Source organism: Hydrosulfovibrio ferrireducens (genome assembly GCF_046883345.1).
In the GTDB taxonomy this organism is placed as follows: domain Bacteria; phylum Desulfobacterota; class Desulfobulbia; order Desulfobulbales; family Desulfurivibrionaceae; genus Thiovibrio; species Thiovibrio ferrireducens.
This window is the reverse complement of sequence record NZ_JALKCW010000025.1, coordinates 1-20,147: the sequence shown is the minus strand read 5'-3', so window position 1 is coordinate 20,147 and position 20,147 is coordinate 1. Positions and strand designations below refer to the sequence as shown.

The window sequence follows — 20,147 nt, the reverse complement described above, 5'->3', positions numbered from 1 at the left end:
ACCCTACATCATGATTGTTGAAATCGCCACAAGCCGCGATTACAACTGTTGCCGCTTCGCTGCTGCAACTCTTCGAGTCTATATCACGGACCTGCTTCCTTTTCCCTTCTTGCGAGTTAAACGATGATACACCTCACCAACATCAGCAAACAGCATGGCTCCCAAATTCTTTTCGCCAATGCCAGCTTTCAGATCCTCCCCGGCGTGCGCACCGGCCTTGTCGGCCCCAACGGCGCGGGCAAGTCCACCATCTTCCGCTTGATCACCGGCGAGGAAGAACCGGACAAGGGCGAAATCTCCTGCGCCAAGAAAACGGTGATCGGCTATTTTTCCCAGGAGGTGGGCGAGATGTCCGGCCGTTCGGCCCTGGAGGAAACCATGGCCGCGGTGGGCGAGGTGGTGCGCTTGGGCGAGGAGCTTAAGGAGATGGAAGCAGCCATGGCCCAGCCCATGGAGGACGAGGCCATGGCCGCGTTGCTGGAGCGATACGGCGATGCCATGGAGGAATTCGAGCATCGCGGCGGCTACGACCTGGAATCCCGGGCTCAAGCGGTGCTCACCGGGCTGGGCATCGGGCCGGAGGATTTCAACCGGCCGGTGGAATCGTTCAGCGGCGGCTGGAAGATGCGCATCGCCCTGGCCCGCATCCTGACCATGAACCCCGATGTTCTGCTGCTCGATGAGCCCACCAACCATCTGGACGTGGAGTCCATCGTCTGGCTGGAGGAGTGGCTGGCCAAGGAGTTCAAGGGCGCGGTGCTCATGACCTGCCATGACCGCGACTTCATGAACCGGCTGGTTTCCAGGATCATCGAGGTGGCCAACTGCACCATCACCACCTACAGCGGCAATTACGATTTTTACTTGCGCGAGCGGGAGATCCGGCGGGAACAGTTGGCCGCCAGCTTCCGCCGCCAGCAGGAAATGATGGCCAAGGAGGAGGATTTCATCGCCCGCTTCGCGGCCCGCGCCTCCCACGCCTCCCAGGTGCAGTCCCGGATCAAAAAGCTGGACAAGATCGAACGCATCGAGCTGCCCCCGGAACAGCGGGTGATCAGCTTCGAATTTGGTGAGCCGCCCCGCAGCGGCGACGACGTGGTGCGCATGGAGAATCTGGCCAAGAGCTGGCCGCGGGACGATGGCGGGGAAAGGCCGGTGTTTTCCGGCATCTCCGGGGTGATCCAGCGGGGAGAAAAGGTGGCGGTGGTCGGGGTCAACGGCGCGGGCAAATCAACCTTCTTGAAGGTACTGGCCGGGCAGACCGAGCCCACCTCGGGCACTGTCACCATCGGGGCCAACGTCGGCCTCGGCTATTTTTCCCAACATGCCATGGATGTGCTGGTTCCGGAGCGAACTGTCTTCGACACCGTGCAGGACGCCCTGCCCCAGGCCAACATCGGCACCATCCGCAACCTCTGCGCCGCTTTTCTCTTTACGGGCGACACGGTGGACAAACAGATCAAGCTGCTGTCCGGCGGGGAAAAAAGCCGGGTGGTGCTGGCCACCATGCTGGCCCGGCCGCTTAATTTCCTGATCCTGGACGAGCCCACCAACCATCTGGACATCCAATCGCGGGAGATCTTGCTGGGAGCGCTGCAGAAATTCACCGGCACCGTGGTGCTGGTCAGCCATGACCGGCATTTTCTCCGCTCGCTGGTCAACCGGGTCATGGAGGTGGATCACGGGGAGATGCGGTCCTACGGGGGAGATTACGAATACTACCTGCGCAAGTCCGGGCACCTGCCTGCCTGAACCTAAGCGGTCAGCCCTTTCAACCGGGCGGCCCGTTCGAAATTGAGGATGATCTGAGCCAGTTGCCGTTCCTCGTGAGGGGTCGGGGTGAAGTGGATGCCATAACTCGCGAACTTCGTTGCTCCGGTGTCGGCCTTTCTGGCAATGGTCGCGGTCTTGAGTTTGACCAACTGTCTGACCACCGTTGCCGGCGCTCCGAATTCGTTTGCCGGCGCCGCATGGTTGAGCTGGAGGCAGATGGCCTGGATATCGCTGGGGACCACAACCGGTGTGGCCTGGGGCAGGCACAGACGAATCCCGGTGGCGCTCAAATCTTCAATCCGGCCGGCAAGAAGCCATTTTGCTGCGGTCTGGAAGATAGCGATGCTCTCGGCGGTGGGGACAACCCGGTAGGCATGTCGCCGCTGGATAATCGTAACCTCCGCCGGAAGCGCAAGCTCCAGGTACTCATCCTTGATCCGGAAGATCATGCCCTTGCCGATGATATTGCGCCCGATGACGCAGCGGAACTGGAATTCCACCCCCCCGGGAGTGAACTTCGAACCCTTATCCCGCTTGGCCAGGATCAGACGGGTGGGAGAGACCTTAACGACCCAGGCATCGCTGCGATGCCCGTGCTGGACAATGCTCAGGGTTTTGCGCCGCTCAAGCATCTGCTCGAAGATCCGGCTGACCGCCCCCGCATTCCTAACAATCTCGACCTCAGCCTCTTCCATTCCGTATACAACTCCCCGCAGCTCAAGCTCTCTCAAAAAAAACTGAACGGACACGGTGTTCACGATACCAAGCTTTGCCATGCCCGGTCAACACCACCCTGTCATCCGGGAGCGAAAATCCTTTTTTTCGCTTGCTTTTTCCTGCTGCTTTCGCCGACAATACAAGCACGCCCCGATGGCCGCTTTTCACCCACTTACAGTTCCCCACAACTGCGCAGCGGCGAAGCCTCATCGGGGCTTTCTCATGCCCCGTTCAACTGTGCTCGCGGGTCTTTCGGAAGACGATCTCCGGAAACAGCTCCGCCACCCTGCCCAGCCGCCACTCGCTTTCCGCCAGATAGGCCAGATGCCCCTCTGCGTCCAGGGCCAGATGGGCCTGATTCTTACTCCTGAACTCATCGAGCTTCTTGCGGTCCTCGCAGTCGATCCAGCGGGCCGTGGCGTAGCTCACCTGCTCGTACACCGCATCCACCCCGTATTCCGCCTTCAAACGGGCCATGGTCACCTCGAACTGCAGCACGCCCACCGCGCCCAGGATGTAATCGCTGCCCATCAGCGGCCGGAAAAGCTGCACTGCCCCTTCTTCGGCCAACTGCACCAACCCCTTGTTCAACTGCTTGATCTTGAGCGGATTTTTGATCAATACCCGCCGGAAATGCTCGGGCGCAAAGTTGGGGATGCCGGTGAACTTGAGGGGTTCCTTGTCGGAAAAGGTATCGCCGATCTTGATGGTCCCATGGTTGTGGATGCCGATGATGTCGCCGGGCCACGCTTCCTCCACGTTGGTGCGATCCTGGGCCATGAAGATGGTGGCGTTGGCCAGGGCGACCTCCTTGCCCAGCCGGTGGTGCATGACCTTCATCCCCCGGGTGAACTTGCCCGAGCAGATGCGGAAAAAGGCGATCCGGTCGCGGTGGGCCGGGTTCATGTTGGCCTGGATCTTAAAGGTGAAGCCGGAAAAGGCTTCTTCGTCCGGAGAAACCATGCGGGTGGTGGTGGCGCGGGGGCCGGGCGGCGGGGCCAGCTCGACAAAGGCGTCCAGCAGCTCGCGCACCCCGAAGTTATTGACGGCGCTGCCGAAAAACACCGGGGACTGGCTGGCCTTGAGGTATTCGGCATGGTCAAAGGGGCTGGCCGCCCCGGCCAAAAGTTCGAGATCCTCGCGGAGTCTCTCCGCCTGACTGCCCAGCATCTGGTCCAGGAGCGGATCGTTCAAGTCCTTGACCACGATCCCGTCCTGGGGCCGCCGGTCCTTGCTGGGGGTGAAGAGATTCAGCTCCTGGCGCATGATGTTGTAGACGCCCTTGAAGCTCTTGCCCATGCCGATGGGCCAGGAGAGCGGGGTGCATTCGATCTGCAGCTTCTCCTCGATCTCGCTCAAGATATCCAGGGGCTCGCGGCCCTCGCGGTCCAGCTTGTTGATGAAGGTGATCACCGGCGTATTGCGCATCCGGCAGATCTCCATGAGCTTCTCGGTCTGGGCCTCGACCCCCTTGGCGCTGTCGATGACCATGAGCGCGCTGTCCACTGCGGTGAGCACCCGGTAGGTGTCCTCGGAAAAGTCCTTATGGCCCGGGGTATCGAGCAAGTTGACCTCGAAATCCCGGTAGTCGAACTGCATCACCGAGGTGGTCACCGAGATGCCGCGTTCCTTTTCGATACTCATCCAGTCGCTGACCGCGTGGTTGTCGGTCTTGCGGGATTTGACCGCCCCGGCCATCTGGATGGCGCCGCCAAAGAGCAAGAGCTTTTCGGTGAGGGTGGTCTTGCCCGCATCGGGATGGCTGATGATGCCGAAGGTACGGCGCCGCTTGATTTCTTTTTCCAGTATACTGCTCATCTGATCCTGTTTCCTCTCTGCGTTCCGGGCCGGAATCCGTAATCGTTCACCAGGAATAGAAAACGGAACAGCGTATATACTCCAAAAAACGCAGTTTGTCAGCAAGTTCCATCGAGCCGGCACGACGTATGATCCTTCCTGCCGACCCCACCCAACGCAACCGCAGCCGAGGGCCAATCCACACTGTTTCCCTTGTCCCCCATGGGCATGGGACGAATTTGCTTTATGCATCACCGGCTGGCGTGTATACTTTTTTTATTTTCTCCCTTTCTTTCTTCGTGGTGATCCCTTGTCCGTAAGCAAAAAAAAACCAACCCGCAAACCAAGCTTCGCCGGTGACCAGGCCAAGGGAGCGGCAACCGATCGCCCTTCCCCCCGCAGGAAAAAATCATCACCGGATACGCCCTTCGGCAAAAAAGAGGACCGGACCGCCACTGCTTCCCCTCGCGGCCGCGCCTTTACCGGCTTCAAGAAAACACATGCGGAGAATTTCGAAGAGGAACCATCCCGGACCCCTGCCAGGGCATCCGGCCGCCCTTCGCACGCCAACAGAAAAGCCTCGCCGGAAAAGCCCTTCGGGAGGAAGACCCGCAGGCCTGCGGCAGCTTCTCCACGGGGCCGTGCCTCAGCCGCCCCAAAAAAATCGCAGCCGGAAATCTCCGAAGAGGAATCTTTTTGGGCCCCGGCCTTGCCCACCGACCGCTCCTTTGCCAGTTTTCTCAAGCCGCTCATTCCCCATGCGACTGCTCCGGACACCCAAACCATCCTGCACAGCTCTCCATTGGCCCATCTCGATTATTCCGTGGAGCTTCAGGTCAAGGACCAAGGCTTGCTGGCCTTCTGGAAACAGCACCGGCTGCCCGGCCTGCCGGAACAGGTGCTCCGCTCCCCCAAGGCCCGCGGCTACCGCACCACCTCAAAACGCAAGGGCTTCCTCCACGGCTCGACCCTGTATCTGCTCTTGGGAGACAAGGCTGCCCTGCCCAAAAACCGCCAGTATTTCACCGCCTCGCCCCTGGAGCCCAAGGAGCATGAGGTTATCTACCGCTTTCTCCAGCAGAAACTGAGCGAGCCGGCCTTTCGGCTGATCGCCGGGCATCTCAACTATCTCATCATCCGCGGCGGCTACACCGAGCAGGCGGTGATCTTCAATGTGGATCTCATGAACGGGCCGCTGGTCCGCAAGATGAAACTCCTGGCCGCCCATCTCCAGAAGCTTCCCGTCGCGGTCTCCGCGGCCTTTGTCTATCTTGACCCCAGCCAGTCCGACTATTATCTGGAAAGCAAACGCCCGGCCGAGACCCTGCACTTCAAGAAGCTTTTCGGCCCGGACCAGTTGGGGGCCTCTTACCACGGCTGCCGCTATCAGTTTCATCCCACCTCATTTTCCCAGATCAACGAATCCATGGTGGAAACCATGCTGGCCCGGGCCCGGGAGCTGCTGGCCCCCACCCCGGACCAGTCGTTGCTCGACCTGTACTGCGGCTACGGGTTGTTCAGCCATTTCCTCGCCCCCGCCTACCGGCAGGTGCTGGCCGTTGATGGCGAAGGCCCCTCCATCCGGGCCGCCGAGGCCAACAGCCGCTTGAACCAGAAAAGGGGGGGCCAGACCAAGTTTCTCGCCCACCGGATCACCGTCGGCTACCTGGAAAAAACCCTGCCGCCGCCAGCCCCGGGCGAAGTAATCCTCCTCGACCCGCCCCGCCAAGGCACGTTGCCGGGGGTGATTGCCGCCCTGGCCCGCAGGAAACCAAAAAAAGTGCTCCATATCTTCTGCGGGGTGGACCAGATCCCCCCCTCCCTCAGGGAATGGCAGGCCAGCGGCTATCAGGCGCGGCGCATCGCCCCCCTGGACATGTTCCCGGGCTCGGCCAATCTTGAGATCCTGATTCTTTTGGAACCAAAGGCATGACCAAAAAATAGCACTACTAACCCCCACAGTGGCTATCCAGCTCGGAGCAAAAAAAGAACATAACCCACGAAATGTAACTGTTCAGCAGTGCCGCAGATGCGCGGAAGAGGTCTGCGAAGTGTGCTATTGCACACGAGCAGGCCGATGACAAAGCAGATATGGTGCTGCTGGACAGTTCGAGGTATCCCATGGCGCAAAGCGTGTATATCGTGGCAATCGGGCCCCAGAGCGGCAAATCCGTGGTCGCTTTGGGCATCATGGAGCTGCTCTCCCGCCGTCTGCGCAGGGTCGGCTACTTTCGCCCGATCATCCCCTCGCATCACGTGGCGGACAACAACCTGCAATTGATCAAAACCCGCTACCGCTTGCAATTCGCCTACGACGAGATGTTCGCCCTGTCCCACGACGAGGCCCAGCATCTTTCCGCCGAGGGGCGCACCGATGAGATTCTCAAGGCCATTCTCGACAAGTACAAGCATCTGGAAAGCAAATGCGATTTCATCCTCTGCGAAGGCACCGATTTCAGCGGCCTCTCCCTGCCGTTTGAGTTCGAATTCAACGCCGAGGTGGTCAACAACCTGGGCAGCCCCATCCTGCTGCTTTTAAACTGCCATAACAAATCCCCGGAGGATATCCTCGACGCCCTGCACGTGGCCCAGGAATCCTTTCTCAAGAAGGGCTGCACCATCCTGGCCAGCATGGTCAACCGGGTTGATCCTTTTCTCATGGAGACGGTGCGGGAAAAACTTACGGAATGCGCCACGGAATGCGGGCCGGTCTATATCCTGCCGGAAGAGCCGTTTCTCGGCAAACCCACGGTGGGGGAGATCGCCCGGGCCCTGGACGCCAGGGTCATCATGGGAGACCCGGAGGAGATGAACCGGGGGGTGACGGACTTCAAGGTGGCGGCCATGAATCTGCCCCATTTCCTCGACCATCTGGTGGAAGGCGACCTGATCATCGCGCCGGGCGACCGCTCGGACATCATCCTCGGCAGCCTGGCCGCCAACTTTTCCAGCACCTACCCGAGCATTGCCGGACTGTTGCTCTCGGGCGGCTTTGTGCCGGACGCCCAGATCACCCTGCTTCTTGAGGGCTTGAGCTACAAAGTGACCGTGCCCATCGTCAGCGTGCGGACCGACACCTTTACCACGGCCATAAACGCCAGCGGGGTGCCCCCCATGCTCACCCCGGAAAACGACCGCAAGATCGCCACCGCCCTGGGGCTTTTTGAAACGCACGTCAACCTGCCGGAGCTGGAAAGCCGCATCTCCCTTGTGAGATCGACGCGGGTCACCCCGATCATGTTCGAATACAATCTGGTGGAGATGGCCCAGAAACACCGGCAGCACATCGTCCTGCCCGAAGGCGCGGAAGAGCGGATCCTGCGGGCCAGTGAAATGCTTATCCGGCGCGGCGTGGCGGAGATCACCCTGCTGGGCAACCCCGCCGAGATCAAAGGCACGGCCAGCAACCTCGGCCTTGACCTTACCGGCATCGAAATGATCGATCCGGCCACCTCCCCCCTGCGCAAGGAGTTTGCCCAAACCTACTTCCAGCTTCGCAAACACAAGGGGATTACCGAAAAGGGCGCCTTTGACACGGTGGCCGACGTCAACTACTTCGGCACCATGATGATCCACAAGGGCTTGGCCGACGGCATGGTCTCCGGAGCGGTGCACACCACCGGCGACACCATCCGCCCGGCCCTGCAGATCATCCGCACCCAGCCGGGGGTTTCCATTGTTTCCAGCGTCTTTCTGATGTGCCTGGCCGATCGGGTTCTGGTCTACGGCGACTGCGCGGTGAACCCCGACCCCAACGCCCAGCAGTTGGCGGAGATAGCCATAAGCTCGGCCGAAACCGCCAAGCTTTACGGCATTGAACCCCTGGTCGCCATGTGCTCGTATGCCACCGGCACCTCGGGCACGGGCGCCGACGTGGACAAGGTGCGCGAAGCGACCAGGATCGCGAAAGAACTCCGGCCGGATCTCAAGATCGAAGGCCCGATCCAGTACGACGCCGCCGTGGACGCCGGGGTCGCCAAAACCAAGCTGCCGGAGAGCCAGGTGGCGGGCAAGGCCACGGTGTTCATCTTCCCGGACCTCAACACCGGCAACAACCTGTACAAGGCGGTGCAGCGTTCGGCCAACGCCGTGGCCATCGGCCCGGTGCTTCAAGGGCTGAACAAGCCGGTCAACGACCTGAGCCGGGGCTGCACCGTGCCGGACATCGTCAACACTGTGGCGATCACCGCCATCCAGGCCCAGGCCGCCCGTAACTGAGGCGCAGCACCGCATCTGCTTTGTCATCGGTCGGCTCGTGTGCACTAGCACACTTCGCCGGCCTCTTTCGCGCATCTGCGGCACTGCGCCACAGTTACTGACTGTTGGTTGGAATGTTTCAGTCTGTTTTTGGGTTTTAGCTGAATAGTTACCGAGGAATAATCCATGAAGGTTCTGGTGCTCAACTCCGGCAGCTCTTCCATCAAATACCAGTTGTTCGACATGCGGGACGAATCGGTGCTGGCCGGTGGAAGCATCGAACAGATCGGCGAACCGGGCAGTCACCTCAGCCATTCTCTGAGAACGGGCCAGATCGAGATGGCGAAAACGGTCCGGACTCTCCCGGTTCCCGATCACCGCCAGGGATTTCAGCTCATCGCCTCGGTCCTGCGGGAAACCGGAGCGCTGACCGACACCGGAGAACTCAAGGGCATCGGTCACCGGGTCGTGCATGGCGGCGAACAATTCAAGGAACCCACCCGGGTTACCCCCGAGGTGCTGGCCGCGATCCGGTCCTTGATCCCCCTGGCGCCGCTGCACAATCCGGCCAACCTCCTCGGCATGGAGGTGGCCATGGAGAGCGCTCCCGCAGTGCCCCAGGTCGCGGTGTTCGATACCGCCTTCCACCAAACCATTCCGCCACACGCCTACCGCTACGCCATCCCCAAAAGGCTCTACGAGGCGCATCAGGTCCGGCGCTACGGTTTCCACGGCACCTCGCACCGCTATGTGGCGAAAAAGGCGGCGGAGTTTTTACACAAACCGCTGGAAACCCTCAATCTGATCAGCCTGCATCTGGGCAACGGAGCCAGCGCCGCCGCCATCCAACAGGGGAAATGCATCGACACCTCCATGGGCCTCACCCCCCTTGAAGGGCTGATCATGGGGACCCGTTGCGGGGATCTCGACCCGGCGATCATCTTTTATCTGGCGCGGGAAACACAGCTTTCCTGCGAAGAGATCGAATCGATCCTCAACAAGGAGAGCGGCCTCAAGGGGATTTGCGGGGTCAACGACATGCGTTCGGTGGGTGAGCTTGCGGCAGGAGGCGATCCGGAAGCACGGCTTGCCATTGCCATGTACTGTTACCGGATCAAAAAATACATCGGCGCCTACCATGCGGTGCTGGGGGGGCTAGACGGACTGATCTTCACCGGCGGCATCGGGGAACACGCCGATTTTATCCGGGCAGGATGCTGCGAAGGTCTTGACCATCTGGGACTTGCGATGAATAATGGGAAAAACCTCGGACACCAAGAAGGGTGTTCCGCTCTGGAAAGCGGAACGGGCCGGGTGAAAATCCTGGTTATCCCCACCAACGAAGAATTGGAGATTGCCGAACAGACCGTCGCCTGTCTGGAGGCTGACTAGTCAGGAGCGCACATCATGTTTACCGAAACACTGCCAAAAACGATCATCTCCCTGCTGTGCGGCTGCCTGCTGCTGAGCCTGGCCGCCTGCAGCCTTAATGAAAAAAGCGTCCGCTCCTCCTGGGAAAATGGGGTGCTGCGGGTGGGAGTCACACCGAATTATCCCTGCCTCATCCACAAATCCCCTGAAACCGGCCTGATTTCCGGGTTTGAAGCCGACGCCGCCGCGCTGCTTGCCCAACGGCTGCACAGCAGACTCCAGTTTGTCGAGCTGGAATGGGGAGAGCAGATCCCCGCCCTGGAACGCAAGGAGGTTGACATTATCATGTCCGCCATGTCCATCACCGAGATGCGCAAGCTCCGGGTGGCCTTCAGCGAACCATACCTCACCATCAGCCAGATGGCCCTGACCACCAAGGACGCCGAAGGGAAATTCCCCTCCGCCCAAGAAATTCTCGCCACCCGCGATGCCATCGGGGTGGAAAAGGGCACCACCGGGGATGTCTTTGTTCAGCGCTATTGCCCGACAGCGGAACCGTTTTTTTTCTCCTCGCCCGATGCCGCGGTGCAAGCCCTCCGTGACAAGCGCATCGATCTTTTCATCGACGATGAACCGGTCCTCGGGGCCTATGCCGCCCAATACGGCGGTGAAGGGCTGATCCTGCTCAAGACCCGTTTGACCAGCGAAGAACTTGCCTGGGCGGTCCACCGCGCTGATCCGGCCTTGCTCAAGGCGGTGAACTCCGCCCTGGAGAGCTGGAAAGATGACGGCACCCTCCAGCGGCTTCTCAAGAAGTGGCTGCCCAAATGAAGCCTGGCGCCCGAGTCGGCCGCATCTTCAAGCTTGCTGGGCCTTGCGCCACCCGGCGCCCTTAAGGCGCGCGATCCGCTGGATATTCCAGCTCTGGATGGCCTGCAGATAGTGGCGCTGGTCCTCCCGCAGGAGGGCCATGATCTTTTCCTTCTCTTCCCGGATCTCCTCCCGTTCGCCGGGATACATCTCCAGCCAGCAGGCATAACCCCGGTCAAAAAGAAATTCCGGGCAAACCGCCTCCGGCTCCACCTGCAATTTCGCCGTGAGCAGCATGGTGGCGAGGATCATGTCGTACTCAACCACCCAGCCGTTGTCGTTGAGCATGGAACGCGCATCAAACCCGACATCTCCGGGGCAATTCGGGCAAAAGACCCGCTGGATCACCCCCGAGTGCAACAGGTTGTCGCGGAGATGAAACTGGACGATTGCGGCACCGCACTCACAGGTTTTTCGCACATCAACGCACATACCACGCCCCTTTTCTTCTTTGTCGTATTTTTTTCCGAAGGCTCAAATAGCCACCGCCCAACCAGACCCTGTTTTCAGAACCTTCTCGGCAGGGGGGAAGAATCCTTGCGGCCATCGATCATCTTCTGGAACTGCAACCGTTCAGCCCGCGCATCCTGAAGCTCGAGCTGGATCGCCGCCTGCTCCTCCGGCGCGGCCGAAAGCAGAAGCTTTTCCAGCCGTTCAACCTGCTGCTGCGTCCGGTACAGTTCCCGAGCCAGATCCCGTAAAGACATGTTTTTACCTGTGTGGATTGTGTTTCCGCAGTGCCCTGAAAGCGCTCAGGGCAACACCATTGAGAGCCGCCCTGTCCGTCATGATCAGCTTGACCGGAATGGACGAGAGAATCCCGGCCATCCGCCCTTTGCCGGTGAACCGCTTCATGAATTGCAACTGATCAAAGACGGGAAGAAGCCTGGGCAGCATGCCGCCACCCAAATAGAGCCCCCCGGAACAGAGGAACTTGAGGGCCATGTTCCCGGCCTCGGCCGCCAGGACAGCGAAAAAAATCTCCAGGGTCAGACGCGCCGCCTCCCCGCCTTTTTCCTGGGCCTGGGCCACGAGAACCGGGGTCATGTCCGCGGCGCCAGCCAGCGCTTCTTGAAAGTCCCGGGGCACCTGCATCCCTGCCCCCTGGGTCAGGTAACGATAGATATTCGGCATCCCTTTTCCGGAACAGATCAGCTCATAGCTTACATGGCCGTGTTCCGCCCGCAAAAAGGAAAGCAAGCCCTCTTCCATCTCCGAGGTCGGCGCAAAATCGACATGCCCTCCTTCGGAGGGATGGGCGGTGTACCCTGCGCCATTCCAGCAGAGATAGGCCTCGCCAAGCCCTGTCCCAGGGGCAAGGACCGCCACGCTGCCGTGGGGATCCACCGTCCCGCCATTGATTACCAGCAGGTCTTCCGGCGGTAAAATTGTCACCGCTTCGGCCACCGCCACCAGATCGTTCAGCACGATAACTTCGGCAAGCCGGAACTGCTCCCGCAAGAGTTCCGGATCAATGAGCCAGCCCAGATTGGTCATCCTGACCCGCTGGCCGCTTACAACCGGACCGGCAACGCCAAAGGCGGCCGCCTGGGGATGCTGTTCGGAGCCGTGCAGAAACGCAGCGACTATTTCGGAAAAATCCCCATACGCGCTGTTGGCAAAACGCTGTTCCCTGAGCAGGACATACCCGTCGTCCGTGGCGGCATACATTGCCAGGATAGTTTTTGTCCCGCCAAGATCTCCTGCAAGAAAATACGCCATTCCCCCTCCTGGGCACGGTGCAGCCCCTGTTGCGGCCAGGGCCGGCCTGCGATACGGCTCCGCCCTAACAGAAGAGGCCGTACCCATATCGGGTGCGGCCTCTTGCAAAAAACTCAAACCCAGGGCCTTGCCGGACAAGGCAAGCGCCCGCCTCCTCTACCTGTCGGAAGCCTTCCCCCCTTCAACCAGCCGGGTCAGATGCCCGATATTGTCGCGAAGCATCAGAGTTTGGGAGGTAACCGCCTCGGAGGCTGCGGCCAGTTCCTCGGCATTGGCCGCCATCTGCTGGGTCCCGGTGTCCATCTCGGTCACGGCCTTGTTGATCTGGAGAACCCCCTGGGTCTGCTCATGGGAGGCGGTGGAGATCTCTTCCACCAGAATCGCCACCTTCCGCGAGCCGTCCACCACATCCTTGGATTCCGCCACCACCTCGTTCACCTTTTGCAACCCGTCATTGACATTGCCGATGGCCCGTTCAATCAGGTCGCTGGAGTTTCTTGCCGATTGAGCGGTACGCTGGGCAAGATTGCGCACCTCATCGGCAACCACGGCAAAACCCGCGCCCTGCTCCCCGGCCCTGGCGGCTTCCACCGCCGCATTCAAGGCGAGAAGATTGGTCTGGAAGGCGATCGCCTCGATCTCCCGAATGATTGAAGCGATTGCGTCACTGTCCTTTTTGATGTTCTGCATGGAGAGCTGCATGGCCGCCACATTGACGTTGGCCCTGGAGCCAATCGCCTCATTCTGCTTCATCGAAGAGTTGGCCTCGGCGGAGTTGGTGTCATTCTGCTGCACCATGGCCGTGATCTCTTCAAGGGAGGCGCTGGTTTCCTCAAGGGAGGCCGCCATCTCCGAAGCCATTTCCGCCACCGTTTGAGAGGTGCTGGCCGTGGCCTGAGCCTCCTCGGAAATACGGTCGGCGCTCTCGTCCAGATCACGGACAATGGTATTGATGGACCGGACAAGCATCTGTACGACAAAAAAGGCGAACAGGCCAACGACCACAAGAGAGATAGCCCCGCCAACGATAAAGAACATCCCGAACATCTTCACCTCGGCCATGGCCTTTTCCTTGGTGATCTCCTGGCCGCCGCGAAGCTCGTCAACCGCAGCCTTGGTGCTTTGCATCAGGCTGTAATATTTCTCAAAAAACTCCCCGTCAAAGGCTTCCAAGGCGGTGGCCTCATCCCCGTTTTCCAGGGAAGGCAGGATCTTTGTTTTGATGATTTCGTCCATCACCGGCCAGGAGGCGGCCAGTTCGTCATAGGAGGCTACGGTTGCCGGAGCCTGTTCCACGGCATGGCACGATCCGCAGTACATTTTTTTACCGGCGGGCTTGGTAATGCTTTCCCGCATTTCCTCAATTGCCTCGTTAAACTTGGCGGAGGTGGTTTTCAGGCCGCTCAGGCTTTCCGGATCGTACTCCATGATCTGGCCCTTGAGGATGCTGTTGAGGAGATTGAGGTTGAGACGAATCCGGGCGACCTTGTCGATGTAGTCCATCTTGAGTTCGATGCCGGTGTACATATCCCCGCCGATCTGCACCCTGTGGATAATGAACTGGGCGATCACGACGCTGGACACCATGGACAACGCGACAAAACCGACCAGAAGAAAAAGTTTTATCCGCAGACTCAAGTTTTCAAACCACTCTCTCATAACGCCCCCTTTCATGCGTCTTTCGTTAACTCCATCGCAACTGATCTGTGTATTATATCGTATACTCTTGCTTTTTTTACCACATATTTTTCCCAAGTATTTTCCGTTGGTTGTCGGAAACAGCGGTGGTCAAACCACCAACAAAAAAGGGGCGCGGCAGCCTTTTTGTTGGAAGACACGGAAGGCATTGCTTAAGTATAATTTTTTATACTACACCGAGCCCTCGCCTCGGACAGTTGTTCCCCTTGCCCAAATTTCAGTCCTCACGCCAAAAAAACTCCCTCCACATGCTGGTACAAAAAAAACAGCCCCATATAATCGAGCGAAACAACTGCATAAAATAAAAAACAGCTCCTTTGCCCCCGTTACAAGTGTTAAAAAATTTGTACTTTCCCCTTCTTTCGCTTCCTTGCTTGATCCCCCGGAAAGCCCCATGAATCCAGCAAAAATCGATAAAAAAACAAAAAACAAAACAGTGGCATGCTTGTTGCTTTTACACAAGATCAGTAAAACAACTCTTATCTCCTTTCTCCTTAAAAGAAGATCGACTTTCCCGCGAAGTCGATCTTCTTTTTTTTGCGCAGAGCAAAGCGTCCGGAAAGCCAACGTCATTTTCTGCCCGCCCCTGTTTTTTGCTGTTTGCACTTCCCGCTAAAGCCAGATATAGTACGACCCCTGCGGCAGTCGGCGCCTTGCCCGCCAATACAGACCCCGTAGCCAACCCCCCCGAACCCGGCAAGGGGGTTCGGTTTATCGCATCCTCTTCCGCGCCGGCCTGTCACACAATTCTCAGTCTCGTACGGGACGGCGGCATTCCGCTCACGCTGCCCTCCATCTTCCCTGTTCTTTCATTTTACAAAACCGTTCGACACAACGAGCCTACGATGACCTATTCCCTTGGGGCAATCCCCAGTACAACCCCTTTCGTTCTCGCGCCCATGGCCGGCGCCACCGACCTGCCCTTCCGTCTGCTCTGCAAAGAATATGGGGCAGGTCTTTGCTATTCCGAGATGATCGACTGCCATGGCCTGGTGTCGCAGAACCGCGACTGCCTGGAGCTGCTCCTCACCAACGCCGCGGAACAACCGGTGGTCATGCAGCTTTACGGCAGCGATCCCGCCGCCATGGGAGAAGCCGCGGCGATCCTGAGCGAACACCCCATTGCCGGAATCGACATCAACATGGGTTGCCCCATGGAAAAAGTCGTCCAGACAGGCGCCGGAGCCGCTTTGATGAAAAACCCGCGCCTTGCGGCACAGATCATCACCGCCGTCTGCAAAAACGCAAAAAAACCGGTAAGCGTCAAGATACGCTCGGGCTGGAACCAGCACACCATTACCGCCCCGGAGATTGCCAAAATAGCGGAAGGCGCCGGCGCGCACGCCATTGCCATCCATGCCCGCACCTGGAGCGACGGATTCACCGGCCCCATTGACCACGAGGTCATACGCCAAGTCATGAAAAGCGTTGCCATCCCGGTTTTTGCCAACGGCGACATCACCTCCCATGAGCAGGGGGTGGCCCTGCTTCAAAAAATCGGCTGCGCCGGCGTGATGATCGGCCGGGCCGCCCTGGGCGCGCCTTGGATCTTTTCCGGCGCCGTGAACCAGCATCCTTCCATGGCCTACAGAATCAGAGCCCTGTTGCGCCATCTTGAACTGGCCGAGATCCACCTTGCCCCGGAACCGAATCTCTCTAAAATCAGAAACCACGCCTGGAAATACTTTCGCGGCACAACCAATGGCGGAGCCATCCGCAGACAGATCGACGCCACCACCACCTACCCTGCGCTGAAGGCCTTGGTCCACACCCTGGCCGAACGGGTATTACAACCCTCTGCCTGAAGCGCTGCGGGGATGCGATTGCACGAAAACAGCCATGGACTCAAGCCATGTATTACGGCACCGCCTTTTACAAGCGTGATGATTTGGTGGAGTGTGGCGGAGCTGGTGTCTACCCGCGAGGACCGACTTCTTCAGGCCTGACTATAGAGAGAGTATTGATTTCGGCCCGCTTGCTTGGCCTGATACATGGCGCTGTCGGCTTTCTTGAGAATGGTGTCGATATCCGCACCATGATCTGGATAGAGGGAGATCCCGATACTGCTGGTGATACGTAACGAGTGTCCCTCAAGAACAAAGGCGTTCCGGAAAACATCGATAATTTTTTTGGCAACCCGCAGTCCATTCTGGTCGTTTTTTTGGTCGGAAAGCACAAAAACGAATTCATCCCCGCCGAAACGGCCAACGGTGTCCCCTTTCCGAAGGATTTCCGTCATTTTTTTCGCAACAGCTTGCAGCAACTTATCCCCGACATGATGGCCGAGGGTATCATTGACCTCTTTGAATTTATCAAGGTCGAGCATCATGAGGGCCACCTTCATTCCGTTTCTGTCGGCCTGGCTCATCGCCATATTAAAACGGTCGATAACAAGCATGCGATTCGGCAGGCCGGTCAGATGGTCATGATAGGCGAGACTCAGAATCTCCCGCTCCAGTTCTTTCTGGGTCGTGATGTCCTCAATGGCAAGAAGGATGACCCGCTTCTTGCCCTTTTCTCGTTTAATTTGCCGGGCATTCAAAAGCATTATGCGCCTGCCGATGGTGGAAAAAACATGTTCAACCTCATAGTCGTCAAAGGTCGTCCTTTCGGGAAGGATGGTTTCCAGGAGTTCGCGCAGCTTGGGGATATCCCACTGTTTGTTGCCCAGGTCATAGATAAGCTGCCCCACGGTCTCTTCGGGCTTTACCTTGAAAACCTTATAGAACGAACGGCTGGCCGAGACCACCCTGAGGTCTTGATCCAGGGCAACTAACGGCTCGCGCACGGTGTTGATGATGCTCTCGGCGAATTCACTGGCTTCATCTGCTTTTTCCTTAATGATGGCCAGTTTTTTCCGGGTCTTTTCCAGACCGGCTTCTATCTTCTTCCGCGCGGTGATGTCCTCAATGGCAAGGAGGATGATCCGCTCCTCCCCCTTTCCTCGCTGAATTTGCCGGGCATTCAAAAGCATTATGCGCCTGCCGATGGCGGAAAAAACGTGTTCAACCTCATAGTCGTCAAAGGTTGTCTTTTGGGGAAGGATGGTTTCCAGGAGTTCGCGCAGCTTGGGGATATCCCACTGTTTGTTGCCCAGGTCATAGATAAGCTGCCCCACGGTCTCTTCGGGCTTTACCTTGAAAACCTTATAGAACGAACGGCTGGCCGAGACCACCCGGAGGTCTTGATCCAGGACAACTAACGGCTCGCGTACGGTATTGATGATGCTCTCGGCGAATTCCCCGGATCGTGTCGTGCGCTTTCCGCTGACCATGAACTCCCTCTCACTTCTTGTTGATATGATCATTGCGGCAAAAGAGGATTCGTACATTTTTCACAGGAGCACGAATACGGGGGAAGATCACTCCCAGACAGGCCAGGAGCAGCGCCGGAACTCAACGGGTCTTGGCCTCAGGCATTTCCAAAACCAGGAGTTCCAAGCGATTCCGAAGGATTTGGGCCGCTATCTCACCGAACCGACCAACAATCCAGAGCTGCCAAAAATGATCAGCGGCAGGCGCCCACGCTATTTCCTGGACATGAACCAGCCCAGGAGCAGGCCAGCGATGAAAGTGCCACCGATGGCATAATATGGCTTTACATGAATGAACTCGTCAGCGGTCTGGACCTTGTCCAGGAATTGGGCTTCAAGATCGCCGTACTCGCCCCGGACTGCTTCCAGGCGTTTCTTCAGTGCGGTTCTGGCTGAGCTGATCCGGTCGTCGAGTTCGCCGGAAGTAGCCTCCACAAGCGCATGGGCATGGTCGATGATGTAGTGCATTTCCTGACTCATTGGTTTGTAGTTTTTGTGTGTGGTTGCCATATCGCACATCCTCATCAGGTTAAATTTTGCTTTGCTCTCGGGCTGTGGATCAGTTGCAGAAATTTTCCCTCCTGAAAAGCCGGCGCTCACCTCCCCACGCGGATAGTGGAGAGGTAACTGGAAATCCCAAAAACGTTCAGGAGCCACAAAACCACGGCAATGATCACAACGGCATTCAGAATCGACTTTATGGATCTCGCCATTGGGATAAATCGGTTGATGAGCCACAGAATAACACCAACCACGACCAGGACCACGACCACTTGAATTAACGGCATGAGTTCACACCCCTCCTTTTTTGTGCTTTTGGAAACAAAAACCCTCAGCGATCCGCTTTCAAAAAGCGTCTGAACACTCTTCTGCAAGCGACATCAGGCGCTGCGGTTCTCTAAAACCGCCCCAGCAACATCAGGATGAGCAAAATCAAAAGGATCAAGCCAATCCCACCGCTCGGATAGTAACCCCACTCTCGGCTGTGAGGCCACCTGGGCATTGCACCCACCAGCATCAGAATCAAAACAACGAGCAAAATCGTTCCAAGCATAATGTTCCTCCTTTTTATTGGACAAGCCAACGGCCAAATTGTTACCTCCGCTTCAGAGCCAGTCTTACCGGGTACGAAAAAATGGTCCGCATCACTCAACGCTGTCAGAACAGAGACAAGATTCCATTACCAACTCCCCTCTGGCTCAAGAATCCGTAAGTCGCGATCAGGCTGACAAGAAATACTCATCAAAATCTACGAGGCTCTGATGCACATGGCAGCAGTAATAATTTCCTTCAAAAAAGCATTTAGCCGGGGATTTAATCATGCCCTTCACTTTGTGCAACCTGCCTTCCGTCTGGTTCTTGGTGCTGGATTTCATGATATTTCTCCGAGTGGGTCCCGGGTTGCGAAATGTTGCGATGACATCGATCTTTTCCGTCATTAAACTGCCGCCTGTGCCCCAGCCTGTATAGGCTTCTTCCTTCTGCGGCAGCGGGGAAAAAAGGTTCCCGGAGAATGGGTCTCCGAGAACCCACGGTTCCTCATGTTCTTGTCATGTTATGCCCTGTCAGTGCTGCAGCGCGGTTTATCCTGTTCTGAGTTCTTGCGACTGCACCCTTACTTACCGTTTCCGCCCTTGCGGCCCGGGTCCCCAGGAATCCCGCCTCGTTCGTCATTCGACCGGCTTTGATTACCCTGGTTCGAGCGGCCAGGGTCACAATCCTCTGACCCGTTGCCCACGCCCTGGTTGCAAGGCTTCTTGTGCTTCTTCTCATTATCCTTGCAGTATTTATGGCAGTATTTCTTGCAGAAATTTTCATCTATCACCGGAGGTACGAGGGTGCTGCAACCGAAGACATCGGTGCCGGTCATTGTCACTCCGGCTTTGGCAAAGACTTGCCCGATCAGGCTTCCGCCGGTGAAGGTGCTGGCCGCCCCAGCAAGAACAGTCCCTTTGAGGTTCGAAGCCGACATGGTCACGGCGTCGGCGACCCACCAATACACATTGCATGGTTGGCCACCGTTAGCCATCGCCACTGTGAAGCCGGTGCCTGTCAGTGCGCCGCTCCCCAAGGTTCCGATTTTGAAAATCCAGACCGCATTCGGGTCGCCCTGGGCATCGAGGGTCAGTGTCCCGTTTGTTGTCGTGGACGCGCCCCCGACACAATAGACACCGGGCGCAAGCACCAGGCCCGCAAGGTCGCCCGTCAAAGTAAACTCGCACAGTTCAAGGGCGAGTGTGTCGTAGGCAATGAGGAAGTCCTCGTAAGCCGCAACGGCGATAGGGTCGCCAGCCGGGAAAACCGTCCCGAGAACCGTGCTCGTGGTTACAGTGACCGCGCCGGGAGAACCCACGTCTCCCATAACAGTGGAGTTGGTAAGGGTTACCGCCGTGCCGCCCAACACCGCGAAGCTATCTGCCGTATCCAGATCAGGCACTGTTTGCGCCATTGCCGTGTGAAACGGCACCGCGGCAAAAAGCGCGCCGAAAAAAACCATAGCGGCGAGCTGTGCGGTAAACTTGGTAAACCTACGCGTTCTACTCATTTGTTGAGGGTGTAAAAAGGATTGTGTAAATGGCCATTCCGGGGGTAGAAAAGTTCGCCCCCAACCAAGGAGAGAGATATGGCCATTTCCAAAGAAGTGCTTGACCAACTGATTGCCGATTACAAAAAGCCGGAAGACCTGATC

General features: G+C 58.0%; 19 protein-coding genes. 6 read left to right on the top strand and 13 right to left on the bottom strand.

Annotation, left to right across the window (positions count from 1 at the left end):
• The first annotated feature begins 123 nt into the window (after positions 1-123).
• A complete protein-coding gene (locus tag MWR57_RS12245) occupies positions 124-1,752 on the top strand; it encodes an ABC-F family ATP-binding cassette domain-containing protein (RefSeq protein WP_423125109.1) in 1,629 nt (542 codons plus the stop codon).
• 2 nt (positions 1,753-1,754) lie between these two features.
• On the opposite strand, the gene MWR57_RS12240 is transcribed toward MWR57_RS12245, so the two are convergent.
• Positions 1,755-2,468 carry a PilZ domain-containing protein gene (locus MWR57_RS12240; RefSeq protein ID WP_423125108.1) on the bottom strand — a complete coding sequence of 238 codons (714 nt, stop codon included), beginning with the start codon at positions 2,466-2,468 and terminating at the stop codon, positions 1,755-1,757.
• Between the two features lie 253 nt (positions 2,469-2,721).
• On the bottom strand, positions 2,722-4,308 hold the full coding sequence (locus tag MWR57_RS12235; protein ID WP_423125107.1) for a peptide chain release factor 3: 1,587 nt from the start codon (positions 4,306-4,308) through the stop codon (positions 2,722-2,724).
• A gap of 289 nt (positions 4,309-4,597) precedes the next feature.
• On the opposite strand from MWR57_RS12235, the gene MWR57_RS12230 reads away from it, so the two are divergent.
• The 4 genes from MWR57_RS12230 (at position 4,598) to MWR57_RS12215 (ending at position 10,686) form a co-directional block, all read left to right on the top strand.
• On the top strand, positions 4,598-6,220 hold the full coding sequence (locus MWR57_RS12230; RefSeq protein WP_423125106.1) for a class I SAM-dependent RNA methyltransferase: 1,623 nt from the start codon (positions 4,598-4,600) through the stop codon (positions 6,218-6,220).
• A 188-nt stretch (positions 6,221-6,408) separates the two neighbouring features.
• On the top strand, positions 6,409-8,505 hold the full coding sequence (gene pta / locus MWR57_RS12225) for a phosphate acetyltransferase (protein WP_423125105.1): 2,097 nt from the start codon (positions 6,409-6,411) through the stop codon (positions 8,503-8,505).
• 165 nt (positions 8,506-8,670) lie between these two features.
• Positions 8,671-9,876 (top strand): acetate/propionate family kinase, encoded by a 1,206-nt coding sequence (locus MWR57_RS12220; RefSeq protein ID WP_423125104.1) that lies wholly within the window; start codon positions 8,671-8,673, stop codon positions 9,874-9,876.
• Between the two features lie 15 nt (positions 9,877-9,891).
• The gene (locus MWR57_RS12215; RefSeq protein WP_423125103.1) at positions 9,892-10,686 is read left to right on the top strand and encodes a substrate-binding periplasmic protein; all 795 of its coding nucleotides are present in this window, start codon (positions 9,892-9,894) and stop codon (positions 10,684-10,686) included.
• Positions 10,687-10,713: 27 nt separating this feature from the next.
• On the opposite strand, the gene MWR57_RS12210 is transcribed toward MWR57_RS12215, so the two are convergent.
• The 5 genes from MWR57_RS12210 to MWR57_RS12190 all read right to left on the bottom strand — a co-directional run bounded on the left by MWR57_RS12210 (position 10,714) and on the right by MWR57_RS12190 (position 14,718).
• A complete protein-coding gene (locus MWR57_RS12210; RefSeq protein ID WP_423125102.1) occupies positions 10,714-11,157 on the bottom strand; it encodes a hypothetical protein in 444 nt (147 codons plus the stop codon).
• Between the two features lie 74 nt (positions 11,158-11,231).
• The gene (locus MWR57_RS12205; RefSeq protein ID WP_423125101.1) at positions 11,232-11,432 is read right to left on the bottom strand and encodes a hypothetical protein; all 201 of its coding nucleotides are present in this window, start codon (positions 11,430-11,432) and stop codon (positions 11,232-11,234) included.
• A 4-nt stretch (positions 11,433-11,436) separates the two neighbouring features.
• Positions 11,437-12,447, bottom strand: coding sequence for a glucokinase (gene glk / locus MWR57_RS12200; RefSeq protein WP_423125100.1), 1,011 nt, complete (start codon positions 12,445-12,447; stop codon positions 11,437-11,439).
• Between the two features lie 156 nt (positions 12,448-12,603).
• Positions 12,604-14,106: a methyl-accepting chemotaxis protein gene (locus MWR57_RS12195; protein WP_423125099.1), complete on the bottom strand. Its 1,503-nt coding sequence runs from the start codon at positions 14,104-14,106 to the stop codon at positions 12,604-12,606.
• Positions 14,107-14,316: 210 nt separating this feature from the next.
• Positions 14,317-14,718, bottom strand: coding sequence for a hypothetical protein (locus tag MWR57_RS12190; protein ID WP_423125098.1), 402 nt, complete (start codon positions 14,716-14,718; stop codon positions 14,317-14,319).
• Positions 14,719-14,990: 272 nt separating this feature from the next.
• Between MWR57_RS12190 and dusB the strand changes: the two genes are divergently transcribed.
• Positions 14,991-15,950 carry a tRNA dihydrouridine synthase DusB gene (gene dusB / locus MWR57_RS12185; RefSeq protein ID WP_423125097.1) on the top strand — a complete coding sequence of 320 codons (960 nt, stop codon included), beginning with the start codon at positions 14,991-14,993 and terminating at the stop codon, positions 15,948-15,950.
• A gap of 131 nt (positions 15,951-16,081) precedes the next feature.
• Here the strand turns inward: dusB and MWR57_RS12180 are convergent, their stop codons facing one another.
• The 6 genes from MWR57_RS12180 to MWR57_RS12155 all read right to left on the bottom strand — a co-directional run.
• Positions 16,082-17,419: a diguanylate cyclase domain-containing protein gene (locus tag MWR57_RS12180; protein ID WP_423125096.1), complete on the bottom strand. Its 1,338-nt coding sequence runs from the start codon at positions 17,417-17,419 to the stop codon at positions 16,082-16,084.
• 252 nt (positions 17,420-17,671) lie between these two features.
• Positions 17,672-17,968 carry an ElaB/YgaM/YqjD family protein gene (locus MWR57_RS12175; RefSeq protein WP_423125095.1) on the bottom strand — a complete coding sequence of 99 codons (297 nt, stop codon included), beginning with the start codon at positions 17,966-17,968 and terminating at the stop codon, positions 17,672-17,674.
• An 86-nt stretch (positions 17,969-18,054) separates the two neighbouring features.
• Positions 18,055-18,246 carry a Thivi_2564 family membrane protein gene (locus MWR57_RS12170; protein WP_423125094.1) on the bottom strand — a complete coding sequence of 64 codons (192 nt, stop codon included), beginning with the start codon at positions 18,244-18,246 and terminating at the stop codon, positions 18,055-18,057.
• Positions 18,247-18,356: 110 nt separating this feature from the next.
• The gene (locus MWR57_RS12165) at positions 18,357-18,512 is read right to left on the bottom strand and encodes a DUF3309 family protein (protein ID WP_423125093.1); all 156 of its coding nucleotides are present in this window, start codon (positions 18,510-18,512) and stop codon (positions 18,357-18,359) included.
• A 166-nt stretch (positions 18,513-18,678) separates the two neighbouring features.
• A complete protein-coding gene (locus MWR57_RS12160; RefSeq protein ID WP_423125092.1) occupies positions 18,679-18,834 on the bottom strand; it encodes a hypothetical protein in 156 nt (51 codons plus the stop codon).
• Positions 18,835-19,073: 239 nt separating this feature from the next.
• Positions 19,074-20,147: ice-binding family protein (locus tag MWR57_RS12155; RefSeq protein ID WP_423125091.1), on the bottom strand; the 1,074-nt coding region annotated here is incomplete at its 5' end.